The 16,583-nt window shown below is 36.9% G+C and carries 12 protein-coding genes; 6 read left to right on the top strand and 6 right to left on the bottom strand.

What is annotated here, in order from left to right; genetic code table 11:
• Positions 1-101: 101 nt before the first annotated feature.
• Positions 102-1,247 carry an RICIN domain-containing protein gene (locus AC1M87_RS00060; protein ID WP_481592579.1) on the top strand — a complete coding sequence of 382 codons (1,146 nt, stop codon included), beginning with the start codon at positions 102-104 and terminating at the stop codon, positions 1,245-1,247.
• A gap of 859 nt (positions 1,248-2,106) precedes the next feature.
• On the opposite strand, the gene AC1M87_RS00055 is transcribed toward AC1M87_RS00060, so the two are convergent.
• From AC1M87_RS00055 to betI, 4 genes are read right to left on the bottom strand one after another with little or no spacing between them, the layout of a single operon-like run.
• Positions 2,107-2,886: a TorF family putative porin gene (locus tag AC1M87_RS00055; protein ID WP_481592751.1), complete on the bottom strand. Its 780-nt coding sequence runs from the start codon at positions 2,884-2,886 to the stop codon at positions 2,107-2,109.
• Between the two features lie 14 nt (positions 2,887-2,900).
• The gene (gene betA, locus AC1M87_RS00050) at positions 2,901-4,568 is read right to left on the bottom strand and encodes a choline dehydrogenase (protein ID WP_481592578.1); all 1,668 of its coding nucleotides are present in this window, start codon (positions 4,566-4,568) and stop codon (positions 2,901-2,903) included.
• A gap of 10 nt (positions 4,569-4,578) precedes the next feature.
• Complete coding sequence (gene betB, locus AC1M87_RS00045; protein WP_481592577.1) at positions 4,579-6,054, bottom strand: betaine-aldehyde dehydrogenase; 1,476 nt, start codon at positions 6,052-6,054, stop codon at positions 4,579-4,581.
• Positions 6,055-6,087: 33 nt separating this feature from the next.
• Positions 6,088-6,669 carry a transcriptional regulator BetI gene (betI, locus tag AC1M87_RS00040; protein WP_035268653.1) on the bottom strand — a complete coding sequence of 194 codons (582 nt, stop codon included), beginning with the start codon at positions 6,667-6,669 and terminating at the stop codon, positions 6,088-6,090.
• A 248-nt stretch (positions 6,670-6,917) separates the two neighbouring features.
• Between betI and AC1M87_RS00035 the strand changes: the two genes are divergently transcribed.
• Together AC1M87_RS00035 and AC1M87_RS00030 are read left to right on the top strand one after the other, a co-directional pair.
• Positions 6,918-8,954, top strand: coding sequence for a choline transporter (locus AC1M87_RS00035; RefSeq protein ID WP_035268654.1), 2,037 nt, complete (start codon positions 6,918-6,920; stop codon positions 8,952-8,954).
• Positions 8,955-8,988: 34 nt separating this feature from the next.
• Positions 8,989-9,597 carry a MarC family protein gene (locus AC1M87_RS00030; RefSeq protein ID WP_035268656.1) on the top strand — a complete coding sequence of 203 codons (609 nt, stop codon included), beginning with the start codon at positions 8,989-8,991 and terminating at the stop codon, positions 9,595-9,597.
• A gap of 69 nt (positions 9,598-9,666) precedes the next feature.
• Here AC1M87_RS00030 and AC1M87_RS00025 read toward each other — a convergent pair whose 3' ends face one another.
• Positions 9,667-10,281: an OmpW/AlkL family protein gene (locus tag AC1M87_RS00025; RefSeq protein ID WP_481588106.1), complete on the bottom strand. Its 615-nt coding sequence runs from the start codon at positions 10,279-10,281 to the stop codon at positions 9,667-9,669.
• A 309-nt stretch (positions 10,282-10,590) separates the two neighbouring features.
• Here AC1M87_RS00025 and AC1M87_RS00020 point away from each other — a divergent pair, with 309 nt between their 5' ends.
• From AC1M87_RS00020 to AC1M87_RS00010, 3 genes are read left to right on the top strand one after another with little or no spacing between them, the layout of a single operon-like run.
• Positions 10,591-13,056, top strand: a complete 2,466-nt coding sequence (locus AC1M87_RS00020; RefSeq protein ID WP_481592576.1) for a heavy metal translocating P-type ATPase — start codon at positions 10,591-10,593, stop codon at positions 13,054-13,056.
• A 23-nt stretch (positions 13,057-13,079) separates the two neighbouring features.
• Positions 13,080-13,472, top strand: a complete 393-nt coding sequence (locus AC1M87_RS00015; protein ID WP_481592575.1) for a MerR family transcriptional regulator — start codon at positions 13,080-13,082, stop codon at positions 13,470-13,472.
• Positions 13,473-13,511: 39 nt separating this feature from the next.
• A complete protein-coding gene (locus AC1M87_RS00010; RefSeq protein ID WP_481592574.1) occupies positions 13,512-13,709 on the top strand; it encodes a heavy-metal-associated domain-containing protein in 198 nt (65 codons plus the stop codon).
• A 76-nt stretch (positions 13,710-13,785) separates the two neighbouring features.
• On the opposite strand, the gene AC1M87_RS00005 is transcribed toward AC1M87_RS00010, so the two are convergent.
• A partial coding sequence (locus tag AC1M87_RS00005) for a BapA/Bap/LapF family large adhesin (protein WP_481592573.1) occupies positions 13,786-16,583 on the bottom strand: 2,798 nt, incomplete at its 5' end.

Genomic DNA, 16,583 nt, shown 5'->3' with positions numbered 1-16,583 from the left:
ATTTATTTATAGTGATTCTAAATTGTATTAATCACTGTAGAATCATAAGTAAAACTAAAGAATCTATGTCTTAATTTTTATAATCATATGAGCATATAACAATGAATTTAATCAATCTTATTATTCGTACCACTTTAAGTACTTCTCTGTTACTTGGAGTTTCGAATACGTATGCCGTGGTTGCAGGCGGAATGGTTTCTACTGACTACCATTGGAACAATATTCCTGCTAACGGCTTTGCAATACTTGAAAATCAAATCATCATTACCAATGAGCCAGGAAATGATGGTAATACATTTTGGGCCAATCAATTTTCTATCAAGCATGGAGATGGTGGCTATGTTGGATTGCAACAACGAAGCAATGATCAGAAATATTTAAATTTCTCAATCTGGAAAGCGACATCTTGGAAAACAGGATACCCTGCGTATTGCAGACAATTCGATCACGAAGGTGATGGCGTTCAATGTGACTTACCTTATGAATGGAAGGAAGGAACGAAATATAATTTTAAGATAGTGAAAAATAATGACAGTACAGTCTCAACCTTTGTTAAAGACATGAGTACTGGTAAACAACTTGAAATTGCAAAAATCAATGTGCCACAATCTTGGGGTGGTTTTGACAGCCTAACTACATTTACCGAAAATTTCAGACAACACAAACAAGCCAATGGCATTTATGGCTATAAAAGCTGTGCTGATGTTCATACATCTGTTTCTGCGACCTATCCTGCAATAGCAAATTCTTCAATCAAGTCTAAATCACAAACGACTAAAACTTATGGAAACTGTGTACAAGTGGCATCAGCGCATTGCACGGATGATTCTACTTGTATTTCTACTGTGAATAATGCCAATTATACCCAGCAAAAACCTTTCATTTTGAAAAATGGTGCACGAGGTTTTTGTGCAGATAGCTTGAATGGTGGTCAACAAATGGGATTGTATTCATGTGATCTCAACAACGGTAATCAACGTCTAAGTACGGATCACACACATCGCTTATACTTAACTCATCGGGATGCGTGTTTGTTGGGCGATGTTAAAGATAATTTCGTTAAAGTTGCGCCGTGCAATAATGATAGTAGTCAACGATGGATGTATAGTCGCCACACAAGCCAATATATCAACTTAAAAACAGGTCTATGCCTTGATGCCGCTGATGGTGCAAATAGTATGGCACGCTTACAAATGATTGGATGTCAAAGCAATAATTCATATCAAACGTGGAAAATTACACGTTAACTTATTAAATTCAGAGCTTTAGCATTTAAAGCTCTGAATTTTAATGCTGAAATTTTAATTTTTTTGCTTTCTTTGAGTGACTCGTACTAATTTTAGTAAAATTAGATATCTAAATTAGAGATTTTACTCATAGATAAGCCAGCTCACTCAGGTTAAAAGCATTCTTAATACTGGCTCAAAAAGCGAAATAAGTTCAATGATTTTAGGGAGATATTGTCTAAGGTATATTTGTAATATTGATGACAGCAATAAAATAAAAACAATTAAAAATATTCTTCATAAATCTTTGCTATTTTTCCGATAGCTCCGTTAATGATGAGAACAAAATTCTTCAAAATATTAAAACTTAATAAATGAGATTAGACGTTTAGTTATTTATTTCTGAAGATAGCAATCAAAAGCCCTATTTTAATATTGGAGAGAATCAAATTCTAACCTCATGTTTATTATGAACATTCATAGTTCTATTTTTTTAATCCATTGTCCTTCATGAATTATAAATTATAGGATATCTAGTTGATTTATGAATTTGGCTGAAATGATTGAGTACTTGAGCATAGTCATCTATGTAACATCAAAAAATCTTAGTGAACTTTTTTCACAAGAACTATTTCTAAATAAATTCTTGTGAAAAAATTGCGTAAAATTTTACTCTCCTCGTCATATTCATGACCTATTTTTGGTCAATGCTTTACTTCTATCACTCATTAAATAAACACTAAGTTGATAAATTTTTTACTAATAATCTTTGATATGTCGATATTTTATTTATTGATGAGTGTAATTTAAAAATTACACTTTTGCTTAGGCTATTTTGATATTCAAAATTTAATCCTAAGCATTTGAAGATTTTCTTAAATTAGAAACTATAGGTGAAAGCCACTACACCTAAATTTTTCTGATTTTCGTTATAGCGGTTCTTACCACCAAAAATATATTGTCCACTCAATCCGAGTTCTGGTGTCAAGGCATAATCTAGCCCGATAGATGAGAAGCGATAAGCAAATTCTCGTTTTGTATCACCGAGCTCTAGACCTTCATATTTCCCATTATCATTAAAATAGCTCGCTGCAGCACTTGCTGTAGCAGATAATTTATCATTGAGTTGGTGGGTATATATTACGTTTAGATAAGTATCCCCTTGGTTTGCATACACGACATCATATGTATATGCAGATAAACTGGTTGATAAAGAGTTTTTATCATTGAATTGGTGTGTGGCAGTTACCCCCATTTCATTGGAAGTTGTATTTGACGCGTTCGGATAGAAATAAGTGGCATTCCAAATATTCCAATTTGTCCTACCAGTATCAAAACTGTAGCCGACAATAAAGTCATGCTCTAATTTATCAGTTTTACGGCGCTTATCACCTTGAAGTTCAGCATAAGAGTAGCCTAGTGTAGAACCCCAATACCCGACATAGAAGTTGTTATAACTGAGGTTTAGACCTGTTTGAATTGCGAGGTCATCATTTTCTGGTGAATTTGTTAAACCACGTGAAATGTATTTGGAGGTTAATGTGACATATCCATCAAATTGAATTGGTGAATTTGTTTCTTGATTCGTAGAATTTGCATAACTGGGTAAAATAATAAAGCTAGCAGTGCTCAACAGCACTGCTTGAGTCGTTTTAATCATCATAAAATTTATAATTAAGAAAATAAGGGTGAAGTTTCTGCACGATAAAATGGTGCATCTGAAGGGGTTAAAGCAGGTCGATTACGAATGTGATCAGCAATCTTCTCGGCCATCATGATCGTCGTTGCATTGAGATTACCAGTAATAATCAGCGGCATGATAGAAGCATCAACCACTCGCAACCCATCTATTTCATGGACACGACCGTAACCATCTACAACAGCTAAATCATCTTCACCCATTTTACAGCTACACGAAGGATGATACGCTGTTTCTGCATGATTTTTTACAAATTCATCAATTTGCTGATCTGTTTTTAATGCTGAACCTGGACTAATTTCTCTACCTCGATACTGATCTAATGCAGGCTGATGCATAATTTCTCGTGTAATTCTCACTGCATCACGGAATTCGCGCCAATCTTGTTCAGTGCTCATGTAGTTAAATAAAATGCTCGGATGATCAAAAGGATTTTTCGAGGTTAAGCGAATTCTTCCTCTTGACGGCGATCGCATAGATCCAACATGTGCTTGAAAACCATGTTCATTGATTGCATTGGTACCATTGTAGTTAATTGCAATTGGTAAAAAGTGATACTGGAGATTCGGCCACTCAAACTCATCACTAGAGCGAATGAATCCACCTGCTTCAAACTGATTGCTTGCACCAATTCCTTTACCCAAAAACAGCCATTCAGCGCCAATTTTAGGTTGGTTATACCATTTTAATGCAGGGTAAAGACTGACGGGCTTCTTACATTGGTATTGAAGATACATTTCTAAATGATCTTGCAGATTTTCACCCACTCCCGGTAAATCTTGCACAACCTTTACATCCAGTGACTCTAATAATGACTTAGCTCCTACCCCAGAGCGCTGTAAAATTTGAGGCGATGCAATAGCACCTGCGCACAGCAATACTTCTCGCTCAGCATAGACCTTGTGTAAATTAGTTACATCTTGACCAAGAATGTATTCAACACCGATAGCTTGTTTTTTTTCAAATAAGATTCGATTGGTTGTGGCATGCGTAATAATCGTTAAATTCTGACGACCTTTAGCCATATCTAAATAGCCACGAGCGGTACTGGAACGTCTGCCTTGAGGTGTCACCGTACGATCCATTGGACCAAAGCCTTCTTGTTGGTATCCATTTAAATCATCCGTACGTGGATATCCAGCTTGCACACCCGCTTCAACCATTGCATGAAATAACTCATTATTGTCTGACTTTGGCGTAGCAACACTAACTGGGCCTTGATCACCGTGATATTCATTTGCACCAATATCTCTAGACTCTGCTTTTTTATAGTAAGGTAAACATTCAGCATAGCGCCAATGACTGAGTCCTTTCATTTGAGACCATTGCTCTAAATCCATGGCATTCCCACGGATATAACACATACCGTTAATTAATGATGAACCACCTAAACCTTTACCACGTCCACATTCCATACGGCGGTTATTCATATGTGGTTCTGGATCAGTCAAATATGCCCAATTATAACGTCTACCTTGTAAAGGATAAGCCAAAGCAGCAGGCATTTGAGTTCTAAAATCTAAACGGTAGTCAGGGCCACCCGCTTCAAGGAGCAGAACTTTAATATCTGGATCTTCGGTGAGTCTCGCTGCAAGTACATTCCCAGCAGAACCTGCACCTATGATAATGTAATCATATGTCATAGTGTTCTCCTTAGGCTTTAAATACAGATTGAAATGGACTTAATTCCACTTGTACCGATTTGATTTGCGTGTAGTGTTGTAAAGTCGTTAAACCATTCTCTCTTCCTACACCAGAATGCTTATAGCCACCGACTGGCATTTCAGCTGGCGATTCACCCCACGTATTGATCCAACATATACCTGCTTCAATTTGGTGGATGATTCGATGTGCTTTGACAATATCAGGGGTAACCACGCCAGCAGCCAATCCATAAGAAGTATTATTAGCGCGACGAATCACTTCTTCTTCTGATGTATATGTCAAAATACTCATCACAGGACCGAAGATTTCCTCTTGAACAATGGTCATCTCATCTCGACAATCACTGAAGATTGTAGGCAGTACAAAAGCACCATTTTTTAAATGATCACCTGTTGCTCTAGAACCACCACACACTAAACGTGCTCCCTCCCTTTTAGCATAATCGATGAATGCCAAAATTTTATTCATATGCGCAAAGCTAGATACTGGTCCAAAATTTGTTTCTGGATCGAGCGGATTACCTAAGCGGATATAAGGAATACGTTCTAATAGCTTTTCTTCAAATTTTGGCTGTAATGATTCTGGAATAAATACTCGTGTCCCATTCGTACAAACCTGTCCAGAACTATAAAAATTTGCCATCATTGCAATATCTGCAGCTAAGTCTAAATCAGCATCTTCACAAATAATTAATGGTGACTTCCCACCCAACTCCATCGTGACTTCTTTAAGACTCGATTCAGCAGCTTGAGCCATCACTTTTTTTCCAGTGCTCACACCACCAGTAAATGAAATTTTCGCAATATCTACATGCTGGCTTAAATAGGCACCAATATCACCGCCCCCTGTTACAACATTGAATACCCCATCTGGCACTCCAGCTTCGGTATAAATTTCTGCCAATTTAAAGGCTGTTAAGGGGGTAATCTCGCTGGCTTTGAAAATCATTGCATTCCCCGCCGCCAAAGCAGGTGCTGACTTCCATAAGGCAATTTGAATTGGATAATTCCATGCTCCTATACCAGCTACAATTCCCAAAGGTTCACGGCGTGTATAGACAAATGAATCTGTTCTTAAAGGAATCTGTTGACCCTCGAGTACAGGTAAAATTCCAGCGTAGTATTCGAGTACATCAGCCCCTGTCACAATATCTACAGTCGATGTTTCACTATAGGCTTTACCACTATCTAAGGACTCAATGGTGGCAAGTTCATCATTTCTTTCACGTAAAATAGCTACAGCTTTATTTAAAATTCTTGAACGCTGCATATAAGTCATTTCAGCCCAAACTTTCTGTCCTTGTTTGGCAGATAGAATGGCTTGATCCACATCCTGTTGAGAACATGCTTGAATGGTCGCGAGAACTTGCCCCGTGGCTGGATTAATCGAATCAAAAGTTTGACCTGATTGAGCATCGACGAATTGTCCATGAATATAAGGACGTTGTAATGGGAATTTATTCATACGATTAGCCTCAGATATAGTAAATATTAAAAATTATTGTGTAAGTTGCTGCTGGATAAAGGCATGGCAAAGACGGATAGAAAGATCAGTATCAATCTCACTTCTTGTTAATGCGCCCCTTAACCAGAACCCATCAATTAATGCAGCCAACCCTTGAGCTGCTTGCTCAGCTTTTAGGGGGCTTAAACGTTTTAAAAACTCATGTTTTAAATTTGAATGTAGCCGACAGTGATTCACTTGCTGTAATCGGTGTAGATCGGGTTGATGCAAACTAATAGCCCAAAACGCGAGCCATACTTTCATCGCGGCTTGATTGGTCTGAGGAGTTGCAAAATTCGCTTTAACAATCGCCATTAAACGATCTTCTGGAGAATGTCCAACCTCTGATTTTAGATCCCTTACACTTTCTCCAAGTTGCTGTAGTAAATAGCGCATGGTTGCCTCAATCAATCCATTCTTGCCACCAAAATAATGACTAATAATACCCGTGGAGACACCTGCTCTTTGCGCAATCTGTTGAATGGATGCATCAGCAAAACCGAGCTCATTTACAGTGGAGAGAGTAGCATCAATCAATTGTTGACGACGAATGGGTTGCATACCAACTTTTGGCATAAGATGACCTAAACCTACAGGAGATTATAATCAGCGTTTATCAATAAGAACGCTGTAACATTAGTAAACGTTTTTTTAATTGAACGTTCAATCAATAAAAATTATAGTGCTATTACTTCCATGATGTACAGCTCAGTTTGTTTTGTATTTGCAAAAGTTTGTAATTGTGGATCAAGCAAGCTTCTATCAGGATATAAATCGAACTGCGCTGTAGATCATTTCATTACTCATTGAATGGTCACTGATTTATGCATAACAAAAATGATCAAACGCAGGATAGTTTGAATAAGGTCGTGTTCTATGTATCAGCATCATTGATACTTTTGTTTTCGATCACCACAATTTTGTTTAATGAAGCTGCTAATAACGTCATTACACAAACCCTCGATTGGGTAAGCAGAACCTTTAGTTGGTATTACCTGTTGGCTGCGACACTCTATTTTGTCTTTATTGTATTTATCGCATGCTCTCGATACGGCGAAATTAAATTAGGACCTAAACACTCTAAGCCTGAATTTAGTTTATTGAGTTGGTCTGCAATGCTCTTTTCTGCGGGTATTGGTATTGATCTCATGTTCTTTTCCGTGGCTGAACCTTTATCGCATTACATGAACCCACCTGTAGGTGAAGGACAAACCTTTGAAGCAGCACGTCAGTCCATGGTATGGACCTTGTTTCATTATGGTTTAACTGGTTGGAGCATGTATGCATTGGTTGGTGTAGCCTTAGGTTACTTCAGTTATCGTTATAACCTTCCCCTTACGATCCGTTCAGCTCTCTACCCTATTTTTGGAAAAAAAATTAACGGCCCTATAGGTCACACTGTAGATACAGCTGCCGTCCTAGGTACGATTTTTGGTATCGCGACTACCTGTGGTATTGGTGTCGTACAACTCAATTATGGTCTTCATGTTCTCTTCGATCTACCTGAAAATTTGTGGATTCAAGCTGGTCTAATCGGGATCGCGGTGGTTATTACTGTCATCTCAGTAACGGCAGGTGTGAATAAAGGGATTCGCGTTCTTTCTGAAATCAATATCTATGTCTCGATTGGGTTACTCCTCTTTATTCTTTTGATTGGTAATACAGAATTCTTACTCGCAGGCTTAATCCAAAATTTAGGTGATTACCTCAGTCAATTTCCGAAATTGAGTTTAATGAGTTTTCCATTCGAGCAACCTAAAGAATGGATGAACAGTTGGACGCTTTTCTTTTGGGCTTGGTGGATTGCATGGTCGCCATTTGTCGGTCTGTTTTTAGCACGAATTTCTCGTGGTCGTACCATTCGTGAATTTGTATTTGGTACGTTGATTATTCCTCTACTATTTACACTGACTTGGTTATCCATCTTTGGAAATAGTGCACTTCACAATGTAATTTTTGATGGTAATGCACAACTTGCAACAACCGTTTTAGAAAATCCAGCGCATGGTTTCTATGACCTACTTGCACAATATCCTGGTTTTACCTTCTTAGCAGGTATAGCAACAATTACAGGATTATTATTTTACGTCACTTCTGCAGACTCAGGCGCTCTTGTTTTGGGTAATTTCACAACAAAATTCACCAATATCGAGCATGACTCTCCAAGATGGCTCAGCGTATTTTGGGCTATAGCCATTGGTTTATTAACCTTAGCGATGCTGATGGCAAATGGTATTACCGCCTTACAAAACACAACCATCATCATGGGTCTGCCTTTTAGCTTTGTCATATTCTTTGTGATGGCGGGTTTATACAAATCCTTGAGATTGGAAGATTTCAGACAAGCCAGTACTAGCTTAAATGCCGCGCCAGTCGTGGGCAATGTGGATATTCTCAATTGGAAAAAGCGACTCAGTCGCGTAATGCTTCATCCAAGCCATGAACAAACATTAAAAATGCTAGATGATGTGTGTAAACCTGCAATGGATGCCGTGGCACAGGAACTTTTATCCAAAGGTGTCAAAGTCGATGTGAATACTAAGCCTCTTGAAGATAATGCTGAGCTTTATCATTTGGACCTCATTATTCACTTGAATGAAGAAGAAAATTTCGTATATGAGATTTGGCCCGTTCGTTATGACACCCCTAACTTTAGTACCCGTGCTAAACGAACAAAGCGTTATTACTATCGTTTAGAAAGTTACTTATTTGAAGGTTCGCAAGGTAATGATTTGGTCGGTTACAACAAAGAACAAGTGATTAACGACATTTTGGACAAATATGAACGTCATATGATGTACCTTCATATTAACCGTATCAGTCCAGGTAAACGTCCACAATTTCCCGATCGTGACATTTAGTTAGTAGTAGCTCATCTAAACAAGGAAAATGACCATGTCAGAAAGTCTAAACGCCTTTGCTCTATTTTTTTCGTTGCTTAATCCCTTTTTAATGAGCATTTATATGCTTGGGATTATTCGAAATTCAGATGCAAAAGTTTTTAATATGGCCCTGATCCAAGGTAGTTTGATTAGCTTTGTGGTTTTTGTCATTTTTGCTAAAACAGGTGAAGCCTTTTTTAATGATGTACTTCATGCACGATTTGAATCTTTCCAAATTTTTGGTGGAATCATTTTCTTGGTGATTGGTTATCGTTATGTATTTGAAGGTGCTGATACGATTGGGGTCATGCGTGGAGCACCAAACCATTTGGCTGGTACGATCGCCATGCCTTTTATGATCGGTCCAGGAACAATCTCTGCATCTGTAATCACTGGCATTCAATTAAGTTTATGGCAGACGATCACAGTCATCTTTATGACCTTATTCTTAACCTGTAGTCTTTTGATATTAATGAAATATTTGCATGATAATTTACAGCATAAATATTCTAATTATATCGACTTATATGTAGATATCGTGGGTCGTGTTGCTGCATTGCTTATCGGTACGATTGCCATTGATATGATCGTGACTGGTGTTACTGGGATCATCAATGGCTAATTGAAGGTTGTTGTTGATATTTATAAAAAAGGAGTCTTATCATTGACTCCTTTTTTTAAACCCTAATATTTAGAATCTATATCCGATATTTAAACTATACACCGTTGGATCTACGTCCACACTTCCTACCTTTTCTCCATTTACTTTTACATCAGTTTTGATATCCGCATATCGGATATCAGCACCAACACTCCATTGAGGGTTAAATTGGTAATCTACGCCTATTTGACCAGCCCAACCAAAAGAATCTGAGAGATCGAACTTATCACCACTATATAATCGGTCATTAAAAAAATAGGTGTAATTTAAGCCCAGACCCACATAAGGTTGTAACTTTTCATTGGGTAAGAAGTGATATTGCACACTAAAAATTGGAGGTAAATGTTTTGTTTTTGCGACTTCATTACCAGCAACATTAATTTTATGCTGTGGTGGCAAACCGACTAATACATCAAATGCAATATTTGGTGTATAAAAATAAGAGATCGTGCCAGTGACTCCCCAAGCATCATCTATTGTGACGGGTGCTGTTTGATTAAAAATACTACCTGGAGAAGATGTGGGATCAATATTGCTAATCGCACCTCTTATCTTCCATTTATAATCTGCGCTGTGCGCATTAGAACTTAATGCCATGGTACTCAATAAAATCGCGAATAAACCAAAACTTAATTTATCATTCATATCATTACCCATTTTTTATAAATATCTGAAATTTTGAAGATTGTTAATCAATTAAATTGAATGCTTTAGATCATATCGATAATTCTTTTTGTTGGTTATTTTTTATTCTGATTTGTTTTGATGATTTTTTATTTAAGAAAATTTATTCAATTTAAATGGATTTTTGGAATATTGTTTTTAATTTAAGTGAGGAAAGAACGTACGCCTAATTTGGATTCCAATCAGTAATGATGAAACAAGAAACAAATCTTATTGACCTTACCACAATGGGAAGGTTTAGAATGATCATGACCTTATTTCAATCAGCATATGGAGTTAAGTATGTCATCTACTTCAACTAAATCTATTCAAATCAAAATTGAAGGAATGACCTGTGCTGCTTGTGTAACCCGAGTTGAAAACTCATTAAAAAAAGTCGAAGGTATTCAAGATGCCAGCGTAAACCTCGCCACTGAAATAGCACAAATTGAGTTAACAACAGATGTACAAGATCAACAAATCATTCAAGCCGTAAATAAAACAGGTTTTAACACTAAAAAATGGGCAACAATAAAATTAAAAATTTTAGGCATGACTTGTGCTGCATGTGTGAGCCGAGTTGAACGTTCTTTACTAAAAATACCAGGTGTATTAGCAGCACAAGTAAGTTTGGCAACTGAGATAGCAAGCATTGATCTACTTTATCAAGTTCCTGTTGATCAAGTTATTGAGCGTATTGAAAGATCAGGGTTTGAAGCTGTACTTGAACAGCAAACGATCACAGCACTTCCAAATCGCGAACTTGAATCAAAAAAAATTCTCAAGCATTTTATTATCGCACTTGTACTCAGTTTACCTATATTTATCATTGAAATGGGGTCGCACCTCTTGCCTTCATTTCATCATTTTATAGGTACTTACATCAGTCAAAATCAGAGTTGGTTATTCCAATTTATTCTTGCGACTTTAGTTATTTTTATACCTGGACGGCATTTTTTCACACAAGGTATCAAGTCACTGATAAATTTACATCCTGACATGAATTCTTTGGTGAGTTTAGGATCAGGAGCTGCCTATTTATATTCTATTGTTGCTACGTTCTTTCCAAGTTTATTGCCACAACAGTCAGTACATGTCTATTACGAACCTGCAACACTCATTATTACATTTATTTTGTTAGGCAAATATCTAGAAGCACGAGCTAAAGGTCGAACTTCTGCAGCAATTCAACATCTGATTGGCTTACAACCTAAAACAGCGCGAGTTAGAGTATCTGACCTCCAGACTGAAGATATCTCGATTGATAAAATTACAATCGGTATGCAGGTTGAAGTTCGGCCTGGTGAAAAAATTCCTGTAGATGGCGTGGTTATTTCAGGTGAGGGTTTTGTGGATGAATCAATGATCAGTGGTGAATCTTTTCCAATCCACAAATTGATGGGTTCAGAAGTCGTTGGTGGAACCCTCAATCAAAATGGATTTCTTGTCATTGAAACCAAACATTCTTCTGAAAGTAGCATTTTATCTTCAATTATTCAGTTGGTTGAAAATGCTCAGACACAAAAGCTCCCCATACAATCTTTAGTCGATAAAGTCACCTTATGGTTTGTTCCAGTTATCCTCTTGATTTCGATGATTACTTTCATCGCGTGGCTAGTGATTGGACCTGAACCTAATCTCAGCTATGCGTTGATTAATGCCGTTTCTGTTTTGATTATTGCATGCCCTTGTGCGATGGGACTTGCAACCCCGATGTCGATAATGGTTGCGACGGGACGTGCTGCTGAACACGGAATTTTATTTAAAAATGCGACTTCACTTCAAAAACTTCGAGAAATTTCAACATTTGCATTTGATAAAACTGGAACATTAACAATAGGGCAACCTGCGATTAGTCATATCGAGATTTTCGCACCATTTACACATCAACAGGTTCTACAAACTGTTGCATCCGTTGAATATCATTCCGAGCACCCAATTGCTAAAGCGATTGTTCAATATGCATCCGATCATCATGTAAAGATGATCGAAATTTCAGAATTTAAGAGTATTTCAGGATTCGGCATTCAAGCACAATTGGATGATCAGGATATTAAAATTGGATCTGTAGAATTTATTACTCGAGAAAACGCTAAGATCTCTCATGCACTCTCCCACCATCAAAGATTACTAGATGAAGCTCAAACACCCATCGCGGTCTCGATCGATGGTGAGCTTGCATCAATTATTTTAATCACGGATCAATTAAGACCTGAAACCTACGAGGTTATGACTCAACTTAAAAAGAACGACAAGCACATTGCTTTGATTACTGGCGATCATCAAAATGCAGCGCAATATGTGGCGAATCAACTTAATATCAATGCAGTTTATGCACAGGTCAAACCACATCAAAAGTTAAACATTGTTGAGACCCTTCAAACCCGATATGGAAATGTTGCTTTTGTTGGTGATGGGATTAATGATGCTCCAGCACTTGCGCAAGCTCAAGTCGGTATTGCGATAGGTTCAGGTACAGATGTCGCCATTGAAACGGCTGACCTTATTTTAATGTCATCAAATTTGAATAACTTATCTAAAGCCATCAAATTAAGCGAAATGACCATTAGAAATATTCATCAAAATCTGTTCTGGGCTTTTCTATACAATATTTGTCTGATTCCGATTGCTGCAGGCGTACTTTATCCCTTGACTGGTATCCTGCTCTCACCTGTTTTAGCCGCAATCGCAATGGCACTTTCTTCGATATTTGTATTAGCGAATGCTTTAAGACTCAAAACATTGAAATTAAATTAGCAGCTTATAATAAAGGAAAGATTATGAATATTGGCGAATTAGCACGACGTTCAGGCTTAACTGCTAAAATGATTCGATATTACGAGAAAATCGATCTCATTTCTGTTCCGACCAGAAACACTAGCGGTTATCGTGTTTACACAGAGCAAGACCTTTCGACTTTAAGTTTTATTAAACATGCTAAAGATCTTGGTTTTTCGATCGATCAAATCAAAAGTTTAGTTGAGCTTTGGAAAAATCCTGACAGAAAAAGTGCTGATGTGAAAAAAATTACAGATCAACATATCCACTTTTTGACAGAACAAATTCATTCAATGCAATCAATGATTTTAAAATTAAAGGCTGCGAGTCAGATGTGCTCAAATGATTCGACTTCAAACTGCAGTATTCTGAATCAAATTGAGTATATTAATTAGATCATAACGATGATTGGTATTAACTAAGGTAAGATTTTTATGAAATTATATATTGAAAATATTAGTTGTTCTGGTTGTGCTAAAGGTGTCACTGCTTCAGTAATGTCACTTGATCCGAATGCTAGCGTGAAGGTAGATGTTGCCAACAAAATTGCGGATATTCAAACAACATATGACTTTGAAAAAATCGCTGAAGTTTTAACTGATGATGGATTTCCTCCTGAATTAAAAGATTAAATTGGTATAAAAAAGGCGAAACAATGTTTCGCCTTTTTTTTGTAAAACGCATACCGTAGTATGCGTTTTTAAAGAATTAATAAATGATTTGACCGTTTTGAAGTAACTGCTCCAACGTCAGATCTGCATTTTGAGGACCAATATTCAACAATTGAGTAGCTTCAAATTGTGTACCTTCACCATCGCGATCGATTGAAATTACAGAATCTTTAACAGTGATGTATTTACTTAAGATATCCGCAACTTGATCAGTCGAATCTGTTGAGAATGTAGTTGAAGTATTAGCATCAACAAATAGTTGAGATACATCAATTACATCGACACCTGCTTCGAAATCTGACCACGTATCAAAACCATTTCCACCCGTTGCATCGGCTTCATCAAGTAAGTTGAAGATTAATTTATCCGCGATATCACTTCCAGTGAATGCGTCATTAAATTTCGAACTTGTAAATGATTTGTTTACATCAAAGCTTAAAGTAGCTGTTGAAGTCGTTCCACCAACTGTCGAAACAGTATAGCTAAATTCTTCTTTACCAAATCCTTTTCCTGATGGTGTATACGTATAGCTACCATCATTATTGAAAACAAGAGTACCAAATTTACCTTCGACAGTTACACTAGGATTACCACTATAAGTCGACGTCGTTAATCCATTAATAGTATAAGAACTAATAGAATTTAAACCGTCATCATTATTAGAAACGTTTCCAATAACTGGTTCTAAAGCAACTGGAGTAAATTCATTCAAGTACGTTGTATTAAACGTAATTGTAGAGTCTTTGAAATAAGCAAGTCCAGGATTAACAAGACTAGCTTGTACAGTATATACGCCAGCCGGAAGATCATTTAACTGTAATACTTTTCCAGTAACAGCATTTAACTCACCAGTCTTAACTACAGTGCCAGCTGCATTTTTCACTGTGTAACTAATACTGCGTGATGAAGTTAAAGATAGAGTACTTTCAAAAGAAATTGCAACTGTACTGACTGAGTTTTCAGCTATTGCAAATTTAGCATCGATAGTACGTTGAGCCAGACCAATATCTAAAATTGTATCATTTACAATAGTTTCTGATTTATTTTGCATTACAATTTCAGATTCTTCAAAATCATCTTGCGCAACAGCTAAATCAATTTTAATCGTTAACGTTTCTAGTGAACTATTTCCATTCTGATCTTTAATGACATAAGTAAATGTCTCGATTTCACCATATGGTAAGCTTGTGCCTTCACTAGGTTTATTTACGAAGTATTGGTAAGTTCCATCCTTATTGAGAATTAATTTACCATACACACCTTGAAGTTCTGATTCTTCAACAAGCTGAGTATTACCAGCAATAATGATTTCTGAACCATTAGATAATTCAATCTGACCTGAAGTTTGACCGACAAAATCATTGTCTGTTTTAACAGTCGAATAATCATAAAGTGTGTCTTTATTAACATATAGACCAGATCCACCAAGCACATTAAGTCCTGTTGGAACAGTCACTGCATAATAATCACCCTCTGTAAATTTAAGAGTAACTTCCTTAGATTTACCACCTAAAATTACTGTGTACCAGTTATTGATGCTGTGAACTTGGACATATTCATTGGTATCAGCATTGAATTTGTAAACAAATAAAGAGTATGAAGTTAAACTTACACCACCGCCATCGCCCTGGAAAGTCATTTCACGAACATTATTTTCATTCACTGTGAAATTCATGAATGAAGATAAATCAACTGCACCGGCTTTAATAACTGGATCTAACAAACTTACATCTAACACTTTAACATTTGTTAATTTAGGTACTTCACCAGTGATATCTTTAATCTCAGGAAGTGGATTGATGATAACAGTGTCGTTGATTTCTGATTGTTTTACCTCAACAACTTTATTATCAATCGATATATTAAGCTTCGCAGAAGCTGTATTACCTAGTTCTGTTTTAACGTAATAGGTAAACTCATCTACTTGCCCGAATGGGCCTTTAAAGTCTTCATTAATCTCGTAACGATAGCTTCCGTCTTGATTAATAAATAACGTACCAAATTTACCTTCGATCGCGGTTTCAGAATTACTATTCAACGTAATTGCTGCATTAGAACCAGCCATAACTGACTCTACAATCGTACCAGTTGGCAGTACATCCTGACCATCAACAGCATCTGCATCTGTGATTACATTACCAGTTGCTTCGCCATCGACTGACACAACTTCATTATAATCCAGAATAATGTCATTCAATACCTTCAATGTATAACCACTTAATACTGTTACCCCAACAGAAGGTGTTAAGAATACAATGTATTTACCTTCAGGAAGGCTCACGTTCAATTCTTCAGAAACACCAGCCAGTAAATAAGCTTTCAACCATTGTTTCTCAGTCATGTACTCTTTGTATTGACCAGTTTCTTCATCAAATTGATAAATTTTAAGATCGTACATCGAGACGATCGAAACTCCACCTGATTGTGATTTCAATGTTAAGTTGCGAACTGTCCCATCAGCAACATCAACTGTTAATGAATTTTGAAGAACTTCTGTTAAAACATTAGCTTCGAGCACTGCACCCAAGCCAACACTTGCTACCGCAAATGCAGTTTTATCTTCAAGTTGTTGTTCTGCTGAAGGTAATTTAGTAGTCGGGTTAATTACTTCAGGAATGAAATTAACTGAGTTATCCGCTGGAAGTACTATTTCTTGCGGTAACCCATTAATTTCTAAAGCTTGTTCTGCAGCATTAAGCTCTTCAATTGCGGTTAGAACTTCACCTTTAGTTACATTTTTTGATGGATCACGACCATCAGCAACGAGTTGTAAAGCTTCATTAATTTCTTGTTGAAGTGCATCACGTGTTTCATCAGTATATCTTGCTGATTCTT

The sequence above is a fragment of the Acinetobacter sp. 24-47-62 genome (assembly GCF_056779765.1).
The sequence above is the reverse complement of the archived record's forward strand: the minus strand, read 5'-3'. Positions and strand labels throughout refer to the sequence as shown.

Excerpts from the sequence above, each read along its gene's own strand:
- AC1M87_RS00060 (WP_481592579.1), top strand. The coding sequence starts at position 102 with ATGAATTTAATCAATCTTATTATTCGTACCACTTTAAGTACTTCTCTG.
- AC1M87_RS00055 (WP_481592751.1), bottom strand. The coding sequence starts at position 2,886 with ATGATTAAAACGACTCAAGCAGTGCTGTTGAGCACTGCTAGCTTTATT.
- betA (WP_481592578.1), bottom strand. The coding sequence starts at position 4,568 with ATGACATATGATTACATTATCATAGGTGCAGGTTCTGCTGGGAATGTA.
- betB (WP_481592577.1), bottom strand. The coding sequence starts at position 6,054 with ATGAATAAATTCCCATTACAACGTCCTTATATTCATGGACAATTCGTC.
- betI (WP_035268653.1), bottom strand. The coding sequence starts at position 6,669 with ATGCCAAAAGTTGGTATGCAACCCATTCGTCGTCAACAATTGATTGAT.
- AC1M87_RS00035 (WP_035268654.1), top strand. The coding sequence starts at position 6,918 with ATGCATAACAAAAATGATCAAACGCAGGATAGTTTGAATAAGGTCGTG.
- AC1M87_RS00030 (WP_035268656.1), top strand. The coding sequence starts at position 8,989 with ATGTCAGAAAGTCTAAACGCCTTTGCTCTATTTTTTTCGTTGCTTAAT.
- AC1M87_RS00025 (WP_481588106.1), bottom strand. The coding sequence starts at position 10,281 with ATGAATGATAAATTAAGTTTTGGTTTATTCGCGATTTTATTGAGTACC.
- AC1M87_RS00020 (WP_481592576.1), top strand. The coding sequence starts at position 10,591 with ATGGAGTTAAGTATGTCATCTACTTCAACTAAATCTATTCAAATCAAA.
- AC1M87_RS00015 (WP_481592575.1), top strand. The coding sequence starts at position 13,080 with ATGAATATTGGCGAATTAGCACGACGTTCAGGCTTAACTGCTAAAATG.
- AC1M87_RS00010 (WP_481592574.1), top strand. The coding sequence starts at position 13,512 with ATGAAATTATATATTGAAAATATTAGTTGTTCTGGTTGTGCTAAAGGT.